The sequence below is a fragment of the Vibrio sp. Vb1026 genome, from assembly GCF_033338745.1.
GTDB classification, from domain to species: Bacteria; Pseudomonadota; Gammaproteobacteria; order Enterobacterales; family Vibrionaceae; genus Vibrio; species Vibrio alginolyticus.
Genome location: NZ_JAWOTH010000006.1, coordinates 139,978 through 155,740, shown reverse-complemented (window position 1 = coordinate 155,740; position 15,763 = coordinate 139,978). Strand labels below are relative to the sequence as shown.

At 42.1% G+C, this 15,763-nt stretch carries 15 protein-coding genes; 5 read left to right on the top strand and 10 right to left on the bottom strand.

Annotation, left to right across the window (positions count from 1 at the left end):
- Positions 1-399: 399 nt before the first annotated feature.
- On the top strand, positions 400-1,395 hold the full coding sequence (locus R7E47_RS11990) for a transporter (RefSeq protein ID WP_005380160.1): 996 nt from the start codon (positions 400-402) through the stop codon (positions 1,393-1,395).
- 224 nt (positions 1,396-1,619) lie between these two features.
- Here R7E47_RS11990 and R7E47_RS11985 read toward each other — a convergent pair whose 3' ends face one another.
- The 4 genes from R7E47_RS11985 to R7E47_RS11970 are packed head-to-tail and all read right to left on the bottom strand — an operon-like array spanning position 1,620 to position 4,197.
- On the bottom strand, positions 1,620-2,186 hold the full coding sequence (locus R7E47_RS11985; protein WP_005380163.1) for a hypothetical protein: 567 nt from the start codon (positions 2,184-2,186) through the stop codon (positions 1,620-1,622).
- 54 nt (positions 2,187-2,240) lie between these two features.
- Complete coding sequence (locus tag R7E47_RS11980) at positions 2,241-2,918, bottom strand: C39 family peptidase (protein ID WP_005380165.1); 678 nt, start codon at positions 2,916-2,918, stop codon at positions 2,241-2,243.
- Positions 2,919-2,923: 5 nt separating this feature from the next.
- Positions 2,924-3,247, bottom strand: coding sequence for a hypothetical protein (locus R7E47_RS11975; protein ID WP_005380167.1), 324 nt, complete (start codon positions 3,245-3,247; stop codon positions 2,924-2,926).
- 20 nt (positions 3,248-3,267) lie between these two features.
- Complete coding sequence (locus R7E47_RS11970; protein ID WP_005391691.1) at positions 3,268-4,197, bottom strand: hypothetical protein; 930 nt, start codon at positions 4,195-4,197, stop codon at positions 3,268-3,270.
- A 568-nt stretch (positions 4,198-4,765) separates the two neighbouring features.
- On the opposite strand from R7E47_RS11970, the gene R7E47_RS11965 reads away from it, so the two are divergent.
- A complete protein-coding gene (locus tag R7E47_RS11965) occupies positions 4,766-5,410 on the top strand; it encodes a helix-turn-helix transcriptional regulator (protein ID WP_005380169.1) in 645 nt (214 codons plus the stop codon).
- 123 nt (positions 5,411-5,533) lie between these two features.
- Here R7E47_RS11965 and chrA read toward each other — a convergent pair whose 3' ends face one another.
- Positions 5,534-6,673 carry a chromate efflux transporter gene (chrA, locus tag R7E47_RS11960; RefSeq protein ID WP_318084317.1) on the bottom strand — a complete coding sequence of 380 codons (1,140 nt, stop codon included), beginning with the start codon at positions 6,671-6,673 and terminating at the stop codon, positions 5,534-5,536.
- Positions 6,674-6,785: 112 nt separating this feature from the next.
- On the opposite strand from chrA, the gene R7E47_RS11955 reads away from it, so the two are divergent.
- Positions 6,786-7,703, top strand: coding sequence for a LysR family transcriptional regulator (locus tag R7E47_RS11955; protein ID WP_053349839.1), 918 nt, complete (start codon positions 6,786-6,788; stop codon positions 7,701-7,703).
- A 172-nt stretch (positions 7,704-7,875) separates the two neighbouring features.
- On the opposite strand, the gene ebgR is transcribed toward R7E47_RS11955, so the two are convergent.
- Positions 7,876-8,862: a transcriptional regulator EbgR gene (gene ebgR, locus R7E47_RS11950; protein ID WP_053349838.1), complete on the bottom strand. Its 987-nt coding sequence runs from the start codon at positions 8,860-8,862 to the stop codon at positions 7,876-7,878.
- A 427-nt stretch (positions 8,863-9,289) separates the two neighbouring features.
- Here ebgR and R7E47_RS11945 point away from each other — a divergent pair, with 427 nt between their 5' ends.
- A complete protein-coding gene (locus tag R7E47_RS11945; RefSeq protein ID WP_005380175.1) occupies positions 9,290-9,877 on the top strand; it encodes an outer membrane beta-barrel protein in 588 nt (195 codons plus the stop codon).
- 38 nt (positions 9,878-9,915) lie between these two features.
- On the opposite strand, the gene R7E47_RS11940 is transcribed toward R7E47_RS11945, so the two are convergent.
- On the bottom strand, positions 9,916-10,467 hold the full coding sequence (locus R7E47_RS11940; RefSeq protein WP_025768214.1) for a gamma-glutamylcyclotransferase family protein: 552 nt from the start codon (positions 10,465-10,467) through the stop codon (positions 9,916-9,918).
- A 182-nt stretch (positions 10,468-10,649) separates the two neighbouring features.
- On the opposite strand from R7E47_RS11940, the gene R7E47_RS11935 reads away from it, so the two are divergent.
- Positions 10,650-11,834, top strand: a complete 1,185-nt coding sequence (locus tag R7E47_RS11935; RefSeq protein ID WP_258670710.1) for an NnrS family protein — start codon at positions 10,650-10,652, stop codon at positions 11,832-11,834.
- 73 nt (positions 11,835-11,907) lie between these two features.
- Here the strand turns inward: R7E47_RS11935 and R7E47_RS11930 are convergent, their stop codons facing one another.
- The 3 genes from R7E47_RS11930 to R7E47_RS11920 all read right to left on the bottom strand — a co-directional run bounded on the left by R7E47_RS11930 (position 11,908) and on the right by R7E47_RS11920 (position 15,664).
- Positions 11,908-12,861, bottom strand: coding sequence for a CorA family divalent cation transporter (locus R7E47_RS11930; protein ID WP_005391702.1), 954 nt, complete (start codon positions 12,859-12,861; stop codon positions 11,908-11,910).
- Positions 12,862-13,136: 275 nt separating this feature from the next.
- Positions 13,137-14,696, bottom strand: a complete 1,560-nt coding sequence (gene glpD, locus R7E47_RS11925) for a glycerol-3-phosphate dehydrogenase (RefSeq protein WP_017636005.1) — start codon at positions 14,694-14,696, stop codon at positions 13,137-13,139.
- Positions 14,697-14,872: 176 nt separating this feature from the next.
- Entirely contained in the window at positions 14,873-15,664 is a 792-nt protein-coding gene (locus R7E47_RS11920; protein ID WP_005380192.1) for a DeoR/GlpR family transcriptional regulator, read from the bottom strand.
- Positions 15,665-15,763: the final 99 nt, after the last annotated feature.

Sequence of the window (15,763 nt, the reverse complement as noted above, 5' to 3'; positions counted from 1 at the left end):
CGGGAATGCATTTTGATGAAATATGTGGGGAAGATAGCGTTAGTTATGGTTGAAGTCGGAGCGACTCGATCTAAAAAGCAATGTGATTGATGCTACGCAAAAGAGAACAGGCTTTTCAGCTGTTATGTCATACCGACTTCATACTAAGAGCACAGGTAAGCAATTTATTTTATTCATAATATTGCGAAAACATAGAATCTATCCTAATTATTTATTAACTAGTGGCTTAGTGTTGAAGATAAGTATAAATGTCTCCTAATTTCTTCAAAGCGCCAAACTTAAAGGTATGTCGTGGTTTTGAAGTAGCTATACTAATCTTACTTTGGAAAGTTAGGAGCTTCACCTCAAGCTATTGCCTGAGATTACTTGGGTACGATCATCAGCAAAAGGAAAGATGCGATGTTACGGAAGACTTTACTGGGTACCTATCTTTGTAGTTTATTCATTGCGGGGAATGCATATGGTGCTGAAGGAGATGATATTCCTCAGCGCGCCCAAACGGTTGGTGATGTTATTGAGCGCCCAGGCGTTCTCACACCTAAAGGTAAATGGTCATTTGATTCGTCTTTAAGCTATACACAAAACTCTTCAAACAAAGTATCTGTTGTTGGGTATACAGTCTTACCAACTCTGATTGTTGGGCGAATTGAAGTGAGTGATTCGGATAGGACTACAGTAACCGTTGGATTAACTGCTCGGTACGGTTTAACAAACGCCACAGAGTTAGAAGTTAGAGTGCCGTATGTGTATCGTAATGACCAAGTTTCTACGCGCCCCATTCAAGATGGTTCAAACAGTGAAGTAGTAAACACAACGGTGGATGGCGGAGGGCTTGGTGATGTAGAGTTCGCATTGAGGCACCAGTTTAACTTTGAGTCTGCGCCATACTGGGTAGGTGGCCTTAGAGTAAAGTCGGATACAGGACGATCGCCTTATGATGTTTCTATTGAAGATGGAAGCAACTCATTTAGTGATGTCCCTACAGGTTCGGGTTTTTGGAGTTTTGAGCCTAATTTATCTCTTATTCACCCTGTTGATCCTGCGGTCTTGTTCGCTAGTCTAAGTTATATTTATAACTTAGAGGATACTGTTACAGTTGGCGACACAAAAGCTGATGTTGAACTTGGAGACACTATTTCTCTTTCAGGAGGAATGGGGTTTGCGGTGAATCCTGATCTTTCATTCTCTTTAGGACTTAGCCATAAAACTATTTTAAAAAGCAAAGTAAATGGCAGATCGGCAGATGATGCTAAGTTGCTTCAATTAGATGCATTAACTTTTGGTATAAACTATGCCTTTAGTGAACGCTCATCTATCAATGTTAGTGCTCAAGCTGGTCTTACAGAAGATACTCCCGACTTTCAATTAACAGTACGAGTACCTTTTAATTTGTAAAATGGATATTAGGCCCTTGAGTCTTGGGCCTAATTTATCGTTAGCGCCTAGTGTTCGCATTATAAATTGATTGGATTATATTGGATAAAGTAGGTATATATTCTTAAAATGATGGTGGCCTATTGATATATCTACCTTTCTTTTGGTATGTAATCATAGATATCAGTCGTTTCTAATATCAAAGAAGCTTAACGTGACAATTTTTCAGATAAAAATGGAAATGCTCATTGAAGGTGGTTCAATAAGGCGTCTTCTAATTGTTGGTTTGCTTTGATTTCCCGTATTACCCCATTTACTTGAGCATCAATGTCTACGAGCGTGCTAAGTCCAATAATACTGTTATCTTTCGTGTTTTGAATAATATTGATAATACTTGAATTTATAAAGTCTGAACTTATTATATTAGGATTTTGAGACGAAGGCATTTTGGGTGAATCTATAGAATCATCTCCAATAATATTTCCTTCACCAAATTGTATGATGTTAACAATACCCTGGTTGAAAATATCTCCACTTTGATTTTCACTATTTGCGCTAATGTTTTTTAAATTACCATTTTCAATTACTAAGTTGGCAATGTTTGTGTTCAAAATATCATCGCCATTTATAGTCGTAGTAATGCTTAATCCAATATTAATAATATACTCATCCGTAATTTGGAAGCCACCTCGATATTCTTCTAAAGATAAATTTGAAAGAGGAGTAAGTTCTTGCAGGCCAACATCTTTAGCATTCACATTAAAATGAGGTATTAGCATACAAAGCACTAACAAAAATTTATTGTAGTTCATAATGTAGGCCTTTCAGGTTGTTAATTTCTTAAAGTTATTTAAAACAATGTTATATTAATTTTCACCGGAAACTGGGAGAGTAATGCTAAATACCCCTAAGGAATCTCTAGACACTCCTGTTTTTAATGGTGATCTTTGATATACGGTGAAATTATCATTGGTTATAAAGCTAGACCTTCCCATTTCCGCTTCGTTACGGACCAGTAACACAATTCCTTGGTAATATTTTTCAAACTCATCCAGTTTCATTATCATGGTTCCTCTAGAAGGGTCTCCTAGAATAACTGAGTGATTGTTTATACCTCTGATGACAACAAAATGCATATACCCGTCGAAATTAACGAGAGTAATCCCAGGGACGCCGACTTCTTTAATTTTCTCCAGTCCTACTTGAAAGCCGTCAGAACGTAACCCTATGGAATCCAAGTAAAACTTCATATCCAACAAAGAAAAACCTTTCTCTTTGATTTTTTCTTTATCACCTTTTTCAAACATGCTTTTGAAGATATCTTGTTCAGATGACTCTGTTGCATAATGAAAAGTGAGAAGAGAAGCCAGGGCGGCAGAGCCACAGCTGAAGTCATACTGTTGGCGAAAAACATCACCGAACACTATTTCTTTGTAGCTTTTAACAGGAACAGAGTAATGTGCTCGGTAAGGTAGCAGTTCTAATGAAATGGCTGATGCTGAATAAACGAGCATCAGCCAAATTAAGTTATTTAATACTTTCATATTGTTTACTTGAGTGTCAGGTTAACGACGGTAGAGTTCTGGATTAAAACGTTGTTTCCGCTGTTCTGAATTACGTTGGATATACCCGAACTGTCTGCGAACGCTCCACTTGATAGTATATTGTTACCACTCACGGTGTTTGACGCGACATTATCTGACGAAATACCATTGATATCTGATTCTGCATAAACCAAGTCGAGTTCAACATTTTGTCCACCTCTTGATTCATTCATGATATCCAAGCTAACTTCTCCGCCAGATAATGCAATGTCATCAGCGAGTGCAGTGCAGGCAACTATCATACTCAAAGTACAGATTGCCAAACGCATCGCTTTCTCCTACTAGTCGGTTACTCACCCCCAGTAAACACACTTGCATTAGTTGTAACAGATTGTTGTACAAGTGAATTTGAACCAGCATTTTGACCAACGGTAGTAATACCAGCTGCACCACCAAGACCACCAAGGGTGTTCATGTTTTCAACTCGAACTCGAGTATCATCCGCGTTAGTTGCATAAATAACTGATGCACCTGTAACACCACCCATTAGGCTTGAGCTCGCAACAACCATATCTGTATCCATATGGACTTGATTGAAGCTATCAACATTTGTTGAGCTCGAGTCACTTTGATAGTTACTATTGTCGTTAAAGCTGTTCGAGTTTGTTGTGCTTGAATCAGCGTAGCTACGGTTATCACTCTGGTTACGGTTGTCGCTTTGATTACGATTATCGCTGTTATCGTTAAAGCTACTGTTGATACTAGAGTCACTGTTGTCGTTGTTGCTACGTCTTACAGTAGTACTAGAGTCGCTGTTGTCGTTGTGGCTTCTATTTGTGTTAGTACTAGAGTCACTACTATCACTATTTAGGCTCACATCAAGATCAGCACTGGTACTGTTGTCGTTAGCGTTAGACGTACTATTGTCGTTGTGGCTTTGAGCTGTGTTAGTGCTCGAGTTTGAGTTGTCGCTGTTGTTATTAAAGCTGTCATCAACACCAAGAGTTGCACTGTTGTCAGTGTCGCTGTTGTCGTTGAAGCTATGACCAATACCTAGTGACGCACTATTATCGCTGTTGTCGTTGAAGCTATCACCAACACCGAGAGATGCGCTATTGTCACTGTTATCATTGAAGCTGCCAGATAAACCGATATCGGTATTAGCGCTGTCAGTCCATTGCATGTTGTCGTCTCCATCATCGATCTCATTCGCGATTAGAGAGCCACTAAATAAAATTGCTGACATTGCTAAAGCAAGCCCTGTTTTGTTTAGAGTCATAACGATTACTCCATTTCCTGTTATTCCTGATTAAAAATGACTGCACTTAACTTCTTGCTGCTTCCTTCAAATGTTGTGGGAAGCGATGAAATTATAAGAAAGGATCAGTGAAAGCTGTTCTCATTATTGAGAATGATTCAGGCTGGAAGGGAGTATTTAGGTACGTCTCTTTAAAGTATTAAAGAAAAAAATAACATAATCATAATGTTATTTTTTGTATTTACTTTAAGTACTCATCAAGTATGAAATGAAGCCAATATAAAGAAGTAATTTGTTCTATTGCACTGAGCGGAGCAGTCATCCATTTTTTATAAATGGCATTTTATCCAATTATTATCTTTATTATTTAATATTATAAATCATATCCTTATGCTAACACAGGTTGAAAAGTATGGATAAAAACACAACAGGTTCATACTTTTTAAGTCTTTTTCGGTGCTGAAAAGAAATGCGATATCATTCTGAAGTGCTATATTTTCTACTTAAAATGAAGATAAATTCTCTTTGCTGCCTCCAATTAATTTTCTAACGGGGGTTGGTGAAACAGGTAAGTTAATGTGGTGGGACTATGGAAAAGAAGCACTTGATACTGCTAGCTGAGAGTAATTTACAAAGTAACTTAATAAAAAAACAGCTGTCTTCCATTCATGATGTCGATGTAAAGATAATGCAACCAGATGAAGTGGTGTTCAGAAGTCACTCACTCAGTATCGATTTGATGTTTATTGATTACGATTTTATGCGTCAGCTTGAAGTACAAGGAAAGTTACCAGATTTTGATCTATTTGGGTGGTCCTTTATGCTTCACAACGTCCCTTGTGAAAAAGTACAAACGGACTTACTGCATTGGAAGTTGTTAAAAGGAATTTTGCTCCGAAGTGCATCAGTGACACATATATGTGATGGCGCGGAATACGTACTGAAAGGTGGGTTGTGGCTACCAAGAATGTACCTAGAGAAGTTAGTCCTCAATTATCGGCATGCAAATTTGTCCGAAGAACAGCAGCATGATGAGTTAACATGCAGAGAAAAACAGATTCTAGAGCTACTTGTGTACGGCATTTCAAATCAACAAATTGCTTCAAGACTTTTTTTATCTGAAAGTACAGTGAAAAGCCATATATACAAGTTGTACAAAAAACTCGATGTCCATTCTCGTCATGATGCAGTTAAGTTGGTAAGAATGAACAATGGCTTAACCGAGAGAAGTTAAGTCATAATTTGTGATGCTCTTTTTATCGGGGTCTGTTCCGTTTTCACTATCTAATCTAAGCAAGGGCACTCGTATTTGAGTGCCCGTGGTTTATCTAGATTCAATAGTTGGCGTATCAGCAGGCTACATCATGCCCGTGACAAGGCCTGCTGCCACAAAAAACACGATCATCCATAGCACCGATAGGTTGATCTTTTTGTGTAGATAAAAACCTGCAACCACTAACGCCATGTCGATGGGAGCAACAACTGCGCTGCTAAATACTGGCTGGTAAAGTGCCGCGAGTAGTAACCCTACTACCGAGGCATTTACACCGTTGATGGCGCCGGAGACCAGCGGTTTTCCTGCCAGTGCTTGCCAGTTCTTAAGAACGCCAAGTAGTAAAAGAAACCCTGGGAGGAATACGCCAAGCGTTGCGAGCAGCGCACCTAAAATTGGCGTATCCGAAAGCTCATAACCGATAAAAGTCGCAAAGGTGAACATTGGCCCTGGTACAGCTTGTGCAGCGGCGTAGCCTGTTAAAAATGCATCTTGGCTGAGCTGGTCGCCAACAATGTTTTGCAGAAGCGGCAGAACCACATGACCGCCACCAAACACTAAGCTACCAGCTTGGAAAAAATCACTAAACAGCCCAAGTAAAGGTAACGTATGAGCCACTAACGGTAAGCCGAGTAAAAGCATCGCAAATAGAGCCAATGGTGCGATAGACGGTTTAAACGGCTCGGCTGATGGCGCGGAGTCTTTCTTCAGATATCGCATTCCGACAAAACCTGCTGCGATCAACACGAACATTTGCGTCATGATGCTTGGTGCCACCAGCAACGCAATCGCAGTCGCGATGCACAAACCCGCGGTCAGTTTACTTTGGCAGAAGTTTTTGTACATGCCCCAAGTCGCATCCGCCACGACGACGACTGCGAGCAGTTTTAGGCCGTGAACGATGTTTTGGAACACTGCGGTGTCGGTGATTTGGCTGCTCACCATCGCCAGCGCCAACATGATGGCCACTGAAGGAAGCGTGAATCCGACAAATGCTGCGCATGCGCCACCTAAACCGCCACGTTTATAGCCTAAAGCAAAGCCAACTTGGCTTGAGCCCGGTCCCGGCAAAAACTGACTGAGCGCGACAATTTGCGCGTACTCGCTGTCATCAAGCCATTTCAGTTTCTCAACAAAGGTTTGGCGAAAATAACCAATATGAGCCGCAGGGCCGCCGAAGCTGAACCAACCCAGCCAGAAAAAAGTTTTGAATATGGTGAACATGTCGAGCCTGTTTATCTAAAAAGCATTGTTGCTAATTTATCGAATGCTCTAAAATGACTCAAATTGATGATTTTAATTTCATCTATGAATGAAATGGGATGAGGATGTTGGAGTGAAAGAGGACATTCAGTGGCGCAACATTGACTTGAACTTATTGGTGACGTTTTCCTACTTGTATCGCTATCGAAGCGTTAGCGTCGCGGCAGAGAAAAGTTACGTTAGCCAGTCGGCGATGAGTCATAGTTTGTCTCGTTTAAGGTTGTTGTTTGACGACCCGCTTTTTGAGCGAAAAGGGCACAAGATGGAGCCCACCGAGCACGCTCACCACATCGCGCCAACTGTGCATCACTTATTGGATTCTATCGCCAAAGACTTGCTCACTAAGTCTGCCTTCCAACCTGAAAATTACGCGGGTGTATGTCGCATCGGGTTAACGGATTATGCCGAGTTTATCTTTGCTCCTCGGCTTTATGACGAAATACGCCAGCGCGCCCCAGAGGCGCAGATCAGTTTTATTAACGTCAATCGTAGCAACTACGTGGCATTAACTGAGCATGAAAAGCTCGATGTCATTATTGGCAGCATGCCGGTGTTGGATGACAACTTTGAGAGCTTGTACTTGTACACCGAAAAGCACGTGTGCATGTGTGATAAACAGGTATTGCAAGGGGAAACACAGCTGTCTCTGGAAGCGTTCGCGAACATAGAGCAAGCTCTGGTAAGTCCCGATGGGAGCTTAAAGACACAAGTAGACCAAAAGCTCGCAGAACATGGCTTGAGCCGCAAAGTCACCGTGGCGTCGCGCAACTTTCTCACTATTCGGCATCTGTTGAAAAAGCGCGATCTCATTGCCATCGTGCCAGAAAAAATGGCGTTGGCGGAGGGCTTTTCGGACGATCTCATTACTGTTAAGCCGCCGATCGCCGTTGCGGATTTTGATATTGCTATGCTGTGGCATTCCAGCCGAAACAATGAAGACAAAGGCATTTGGCTACGCGAGTTGGTTTCTTCGACCATCACCTCTAAATGATAAACATTTGGGGCATTCATGGTGCTTAGAGTTATTTGTTGTTGAACTTCTTACTACCCGCTGAGTTATCGGCGTTATACCGAAACAGTACTGATTGAGCAAAATGAGTGTCTTTGGTTGGTGGGGGGGATGTTCCAGATTTAATTCATAAAAGAGATTAATGGAAAAGGTATCATTGAGTTGTACCACGTAGTTTAAGCTCTGTTTGCACGTATACATGAAGAGGTTGTAAGCGTCCATCTCGGTATTTTTCCACCAGTAAGTTCACTCCCTGAGTTCCCATCAACTCAGAGTGAATACGAATTGTAGACAACGGCGGAAAGGTAAAGCGAGCAGTAGGAATATCATTCATACTAATCAACGTAATATCCTCTGGTATCTTTAAGCCAAATTCATGGATTGCACGTACTATGCCAATCGCGATGGAGTCTGAATCAATGAATACTGCTTTCGGGAAGTCACCTTTGGCTAGCATCTCTTTCGCTAAGTTATAACCGGACAAACTAGAGCAGGCACAATAGTGTATATCTTGTTCTGCGACCACGCCTTTTAGATAGCCATAGTCCAAAAACACATTTTCACGAGTGTCAGCTGCGTCGGGCTTGTTTTGACCGCCAATATAACCGATGCGGCGGTAGCCTCGTTGTACAAAGAAATCAACTACTTGCCTACTGATTCGAATAAGGTCGACATCAACGCAATCATAAGGGCAGGTTGGATCTGAAAAGTTTATGTAGCAGATGCTATCGGCTAGACGTTTAGGTAATTTATCTACTACCTTTTGGTCGACATTTCCGACTAAAAGGACACCTGTTATCTTTTTCGTTTCAACATCAATTTCACTGTTATAGCAATTGGTTAGCGTAATACCTAATTTGTCGCATTGCGTTTCAATCCCATGACGAATTGATAAGTAGTAAGGGTCATTCACCTCTGTTTCTTGTTTGTAGTTATATAAGGCTAAAAAGTGATGTTTTTGCTTAGCTTCTTTGTTGCCTTTCTTCGAGCTACTGGTGCGGTACTCCAGTTTTTCTGCAATTTCCAAAATGCGGTATTTGGTTTCTTCTTTAACGCTCAACGTTGGGTCGTTGTTCAAAACCCGCGATACGGTTGCAAGTGAGACGCCCGCTTCAATGGCGATATCTTTTAGCTTTGCCATGTAAATTTCCCGTTGGCACTGCTCACTGCCCAAGTGTGAGCTCAATAATCTGACTATTTTAAACAGCTACTTAGAGATGCACAAACCTTTAGTAAGACAGTCCTAAACACTTTAAATCATCATATCAAGCCAACTTGTTTTCATGAAATAGACTCTATTGAGTAATAAATAAAGCCGTAAACGTAAGGATTATATTGCTGTAAAAATACTGAAAAACGCGACTGGTTTGGAAACTTGCTACTTGTGGTAACTCTAGTACTTAATAGGACTCGAGCTGTTTAGAGTTTAATCAAGCAAACGTTTTATTGTTCATGTTTATGTTTTGTGTCTCATTTTATAAACAAATCAATAGGAAAGTATTCAACTCTATTTATAATCTCCGCGCTTTTAAAAGCTGTCTAACAGTATGAAAAATTAGGAAATTATAATGAAAAAAGTATTGCCATTATTGGCTTTAGGTGCAGTGGTTGCTTCAGCATCAGTTCAAGCAAAAGGTAACTGGTATGTTGGTGCTGATTTGGTAAATTCAGATCTTAAAGTTAAAAGCTTGTCAAAAGATTTTTCTGCGACAGGTCTTAGCTTCGCTGTAGGTAAAGAGCTTCAATATTCAGAAAACTTCAAACTAGCTTTTGAAGGTGAGTACATATACTTTGGCGACTTTGAAGAAACATTTTCTTACATGGGGTGGCCGGTTAAATTTAGTGTTGATGCTTCTGCGTTCAATTTCAATGCGAAGCCTAAATACCAATTTGCAGGTACAGGCTTCTATGTTGGTGCGATTGCTGGCCTTGGTGTAATGAGTGTTTCTTATGAAGTGAAATCATCTAGCACTGTTACCGATGATGGTCGTGATGTAGGCTTTAACTACGGTGTTGAGGCTGGTTATGAGTTCGCTTCAGGTTTGGTTGTATCTGGTGGCTACCGTGCTTCTTCGGTAAGTATTGATGCCGAAAACGGTGGCAGCGAAGATTTTGATTTTGACAGCCTGTACGTTGGTGTTGATTACAAGTTTTAAGCTCGCGTAAGCAAAACATAGATACTAAAAAGGAGCCGTTAGGCTCCTTTTTTGATTAGATTATCAATCAACTCATAGTGGTGATCTTGTACGCCTGCAAGGTTGCCATATTTGGGTTGATGGCGGTCATTTTCTTTCGCGTGTTGCCAGCCAATGGTGTGACGCACAAAATGCTCTGCAAACGCGTGGGAAACTTCCAAGCAACCTGCCAGTACGGTATCAACATAACTTTGCATGATTGGGCTCTTTTCGCATGGTGGTAGTGGCTCGTCTTTTACGTAAACCCAAATGTCATGTTCTTGGTTAAAACTCGCATCTGTTTCGATTTGATCTGGCTGAAGTTGAATACGATGATAACCTCGCTCACGGCGGTCGAATTCTGCGAGCGCTTCTTCATTTACTTCGAGTAAAACGCCATTAACCTGTCCATCGCCTTGGTTCACCACTAATGGAGAGAGGCTGTAGCTGTCGTCAATCTTCCCCCAGTAGCGAACCAACCCATGTGCTATGACGGGAATGGCTTCTCCCGTTTGTCCGGTTAACTTACGCGACGCAGAATTAATCAAACTGCCATAGCCAAATATGTACATTGTCGTTGCATCCCTTAACTGATAGTTGTGCCTCTCATGTTTATACCTAACCCGCATCTGAAGCACAACTTTACCTCTTAAGTATAATCTTAATTATAAACATGTATTTTTTATACATGTTTATGGTAGCATCAATATGTAGTTGAGTTAACCAGCATCGAGAGACGCTTGAGGGCAAGATAATGCTGAATATCACCGATAAAAAAGTAGAAGAAAAAATCCCCGCATGGCTGCGATTAGGCTTTCGGCCGTTTTTTCTGTTTGGGTCGATTTACGCCATTGTTGCGATTGCGTTGTGGGTGTGGATGTTCCAAGGCGGACAGCCAAACGCATTAGCCGTGTCTGCATTGTGGTGGCACGTACATGAAATGTTGTTCGGTTTTTCGATGGCCATTGTAGTTGGCTTTGTACTGACCGCGGTACAAAACTGGACTGGCATTAATGGTACCAAGCATTACATGCTTCTGGCTTTATTTGGCTTGTGGTTAGTGCCCCGCATATTGCTTTGGACACCAGCACCGTTATGGTTAACCAGCAGTATCGAAGCGGTATTTTTACTGTTTGTCGCTTATGAGGTGGGCATTCGTGTGTATCGAGCCAAAGGTTGGCGTAATTTGTTTTTCGTTCCACTGTTTCTTTTGGCCATCTTTGCGAACTTTGCAAGCTACGCAACGATAAAAGGTATGCCGCCCTTTAGCTCTTCAGCGGTGTGGCAAGCAATGCTGTGGTGGTTTACCTTGCTGTTGTCAGTGATGGGCGGACGTGTGATTCCATTTTTTACTGCGCGTCGATTTAATTTCGAAAAAGCGCAACCATTGGCTTGGTTAGAGTGGTTCGCGAACTTGCCATTGGTAATGCTATTTGTGCTGAGCTTTTTCCCTGTGACGTTTGCAGAACTAGGTAGTCCTTTGATGCTATTTGCAGGTGTTGCTCAGTTGGTGCGTTTTGTTCGCTGGAAACCTTGGTTAACCCTGAGCGAGCCTTTAGTGTGGTCGCTGCATGCTGCGTATTTGTGTTTACCACTAAGCTTAATTTTGCGAGGCGTCTGGGGAGATGCATTTGCCAGCCATAACCTCATTCACCTGTTTGCGATAGGTGCGTTAGGCGGTTTGATTTTAGCGATGATTACACGGGTGACGATGGGACATACTGGTCGCATGATCTACAAAGGGCCAAACATGAGCCTTGCGTTTGCAGCAATTACCGCGGCAGCTTTGGTTCGCAGTTTCGCCGTGATCTTTGATCCAGCGAACATGATACTGTGGATTGATATCAGCGGCGGATTATGGATTGTTGCGTTTGGGCTATTTGTGTGGCGCTTTGGTGTGATGCTTGTGACCCCTCGTGTGGATGGTCACCCCGGATAAGATTCTAATGTGAGTAGAGAAAAGAGGAGCCGCGTGCTCCTCTTTTGGTTTTTGTTCTTTATAGGTTTAGTGTTTATTCGTCTTCGTCGTCCGCTTTATTCGTGAGCCCCAAGCGTTTAAATAGCCACCACTCTAGACCAAAAATGACAATTAAGGCGATGCAGAACCAGGTGAATGCCATGGTGGATTCCACGCCTGGCATTCCACCAACATTGATACCGAGTAAACCTGTTAAGAAGCTGGTTGGTAGAAAAATCGTTGCTACCAAAGTAAACAGGTAACTGTTTTTATTGGTTTTCTCATCACGATGATGTTTGATCTCTTCTTGGAAAAGCGCCACTTCTCCAAGATAAAACTCAAGTGTTTCATTTATGCGCGTAATATTATTGTGTGCGAAGCGATATTGATGAGGTCTCAAAGCAATCAATTCTGATTCTGACTCCACAAGATCACGGATAGCGTACTGCTGAGGGCGAATAAAACGCTTGATAGAAATCAGTGCTTTTTGAGTCGCCATATGTTTGTACGTCGACTCATCATTCACGTCGAACTGGTTTAGTGTTTCTTCAATCGTATCAAGGTAAATGTCTATTTTACTGTTTAATCCTTCAATGATCTGATGAAGTAAACTGGCAAGACTTTTTGGGCCTTTGTGTTCCGCTAATGCTTGGCGAATCTCCATGATCGCGCGTGATGGAATTTTACGAGTTGAAATGAGTGCGCCTTGAAAGTAGAGAATTCGAATACTAAGCATATCTTCTGGTGATGCATTGCCGTTCATATTGACGCCTCGTAAAATCAACATGAAGTTCTCGTCATCCAAAGGATGGAAAGATGGTCGACTTTCGTCGGCTAATAGATGATCAACCGTAGCTCGAGGTACTTGGTTTTGCTCCAGCCAACCACGAATATCAGGATGCAGCCGTTCGCAATGGTACCAATGCTTAGCTTGAATTTGCTCTGCCGTGGTGGATTGTTGAGTTGCTTCTGGGGTTGAGAAGTCCCAATGTTCAATCATAAAACCCATTTTCTTTTCCTTGTTTGAGCCGATACCAAAATAACCTCAAGATACTTCTTTCGCGAGAATTGCATTGCCATACAGAGGCAATACTCTGAGTACGGTACTCTGAAGTCATTGATGCATTATTTTTCAAATGAGTATGATTGTATTTAACGCCAAATGTCTATGAATAGTTGTTCTTATTTGCAATCGAGTGGAGCGCACCAAGGTGTTGTGCTTAAACAACAAAACAAAAAGCCTGCAACTAAGCAGGCTTTATTGTGGGGGAGGGAGGGGAGCTGTTAGCCAACTTGAGAAAGATTAACCACTTTCTGTTGTAGCTTTTTCTTTAAATAGTCCGTTAAGGCCTGTTTTTCTTCCTCGTTCATGTAAAGACCAAGCTTAGTACGGCGCCATAAAATGTCTTCATCGGTCATTGCCATTTCATGGTTCATTAAGTAATCGATCTCACGTTGGTAAACACCACCTGCTTGTGCCGAGAACGTTTGTCCTAAGTCAGCTTCACTTGTTGTGCCTTCCATTAAGTTCCAGGTTTGGGTACCAAACTGTGTGACATAACGAAGAATCAATGCTTCTGGCGCCCAAGTGTATTTAGCGTGAATTTGTTTAGCTAATTGTTCACGACTACAGCTGAAGTTACCACCAGGAAGGGTTTGGTTGGCCGTCCAGTCTTTACCCATTTCAGGTAGGAACGGAGCAAGTTTCTTCATTGCTGCTTCACCTAACTTACGGTAGGTCGTTAACTTACCACCAAAAACAGAAAGCAGAGGTGCATGGTCGTATTCCGCATCGAGCTCTAGCGTGTAGTCTCGTGTGATTGCTTGCGGAGAGTCAGATTCATCGTCACATAAAGGACGAACACCGCTGTATGTCCAAACTACATCTTCGCGAGTCAACTGGTGGACAAAGTGTTGGTTTACGATATCAATGAGGTAATCGACTTCGTCATCTGAGATCGACACTTCACGTGGGTCACCTTTGTATTCCACATCTGTTGTACCAATGATTGAGAACTTATCTAAGTAAGGAATCATAAATACGATGCGATTGTCTTTGTTTTGAAGAATGTAGGCTTGCGGTTCGTTGTGGATACGAGGAACAACGATGTGCGAGCCTTTGATTAAGCGAATGTTACGAGGAGAGGCTTGCTCTAATCCATCATCAAAGAACTGTTTTACCCAAGGCCCCGCAGCATTGACTAACGCTTTCGCTTTACGTTCGAAACGTTGGTCTGTCATCACATCGTGAATAGTAACATGCCAGATACCACCTTCACGGTGTGCTTTTTCCACGCGGCAGTAGTTACGCACTTCAGCATGGTTTTCGCGAGCCGCAAGAACGTTCAGTAATACTAAACGTGCATCATCAACCCAACAGTCAGAGTATTCGAAACCCGTTTTCATCTCTGGTTTTAGCAAGCCAGATTTCGCAAGGTTGACGGTTTTACTGCCTTGCAGCGTCGTACGTTTACCCAAGTTATCGTAAAGGAAAAGGCCACAACGAATCATCCAAGCTGGGCGTAGGAATGGGCGATGCGGTAAACGGAAACGCATTGGTAGTGCGACGTGTGGTGCTTTACGAAGAATAACCTCACGCTCTGCGAGCGCTTCCGAAACTAAACGAAACTCGTAGTGTTCAAGGTAGCGTAAACCGCCGTGTATCAGTTTAGAACTTGCTGAAGAAGTCGCAGATGCGAAGTCATTTGCTTCGTATAAGCCAACACTCAAACCTCGGCCAGCTGCGTCTGCTGCAATACCAGCTCCGTTAATGCCGCCACCGATTACGATCAAGTCTAAGGTAGTGGATGAGCTAGTAGTGGAAGCATTATTTTGTATACTCATAAATTTGACCTCTTGGTGAGCGAACGAGCATTTTAGAACATAATGTAATCCTAGCTCAGGTTTCGTTTGTGATCATCTATTATTTTCGTTTGTGAGCGTTTTGTGTGATTTAGACACAAAAAAACCTCTGTCTAATTAAGGCAGAGGTCATTTGAGGGGGAATTATACGATTGACGTTACTCGTTTTCGGAGTTTGATTCGTTAGCTTCAACCACTTCAAGTGGGATAGAAGCTTCCTTCAAAATTGACAAGATTTCTTCTGGTGGCTGCTTATTGGTAAAGATCATGTTGAGCTGTGCAATATTGCCTAGTTTCACCATAGCATTGCGCCCGAACTTGGTGTGGTCTACGGCAAGAAATACACTACGGCTATTGTCAATTATCGCTTGTTTTACCCGGACTTCGTGGTAATCAAAGTCTAATAGCGAGCCATCGAAGTCGATACCGCTAATGCCGAGAATACCAAAGTCGAGACGGAACTGTTTAACGAAATCGAGGGTAGCCTCGCCAACAATACCGCCGTCTCTGCTGCGGACTTCTCCACCCGCTAAGATGACTTTGATTTCAGGGTTAGGGAAAAGAATGGTCGCAACATTGATGTTGTTGGTGACAACACGCAACTGTTTATGATTTTTATTGAGCGCTCGCGCAACTGCTTCTGGTGTGGTGCCGATATCGATGAATAGTGTGGCACCATCTGGAATGTGTTTGACTACCTCGTCTGCAATGACATCTTTTTCATTGAAGTTGAGCGCTTTACGCGTGTTGTAAGATGTGTTTTCAGAACTGAGAGGAATAGTGGCTCCACCGTGATAACGACGAATTTTGTTGTCATCGGCGAGTTCATTGAGATCGCGTCGGATGGTTTGTGGGCTGACATTGAATCTTTCTACCAACTCATCCGTGCTGACATAGCCTTGTTTTTTCACCAGCTCAACAATCTGCTGGTGTCGAGGTATTTGCTTCACTTACCACTCCCTTGTGCATTGGTAACGGCCAATGCTTCAAATTCGAAGCTCTATTGTGCTCGAATTTGCTCGTTGTGAGAAGTAAGCGAGTTCAGGAAT

Coding starts and splice junctions, on each gene's coding strand:
- R7E47_RS11980 (WP_005380165.1), bottom strand. CDS start 2,918: ATGAAAGTATTAAATAACTTAATTTGGCTGATGCTCGTTTATTCAGCA.
- R7E47_RS11985 (WP_005380163.1), bottom strand. CDS start 2,186: ATGAACTACAATAAATTTTTGTTAGTGCTTTGTATGCTAATACCTCAT.
- R7E47_RS11975 (WP_005380167.1), bottom strand. CDS start 3,247: ATGCGTTTGGCAATCTGTACTTTGAGTATGATAGTTGCCTGCACTGCA.
- R7E47_RS11970 (WP_005391691.1), bottom strand. CDS start 4,197: ATGACTCTAAACAAAACAGGGCTTGCTTTAGCAATGTCAGCAATTTTA.
- R7E47_RS11965 (WP_005380169.1), top strand. CDS start 4,766: ATGGAAAAGAAGCACTTGATACTGCTAGCTGAGAGTAATTTACAAAGT.
- glpD (WP_017636005.1), bottom strand. CDS start 14,696: ATGAGTATACAAAATAATGCTTCCACTACTAGCTCATCCACTACCTTA.
- ebgR (WP_053349838.1), bottom strand. CDS start 8,862: ATGGCAAAGCTAAAAGATATCGCCATTGAAGCGGGCGTCTCACTTGCA.
- R7E47_RS11990 (WP_005380160.1), top strand. CDS start 400: ATGTTACGGAAGACTTTACTGGGTACCTATCTTTGTAGTTTATTCATT.
- R7E47_RS11945 (WP_005380175.1), top strand. CDS start 9,290: ATGAAAAAAGTATTGCCATTATTGGCTTTAGGTGCAGTGGTTGCTTCA.
- R7E47_RS11935 (WP_258670710.1), top strand. CDS start 10,650: ATGCTGAATATCACCGATAAAAAAGTAGAAGAAAAAATCCCCGCATGG.
- R7E47_RS11930 (WP_005391702.1), bottom strand. CDS start 12,861: ATGGGTTTTATGATTGAACATTGGGACTTCTCAACCCCAGAAGCAACT.
- chrA (WP_318084317.1), bottom strand. CDS start 6,673: ATGTTCACCATATTCAAAACTTTTTTCTGGCTGGGTTGGTTCAGCTTC.
- R7E47_RS11940 (WP_025768214.1), bottom strand. CDS start 10,467: ATGTACATATTTGGCTATGGCAGTTTGATTAATTCTGCGTCGCGTAAG.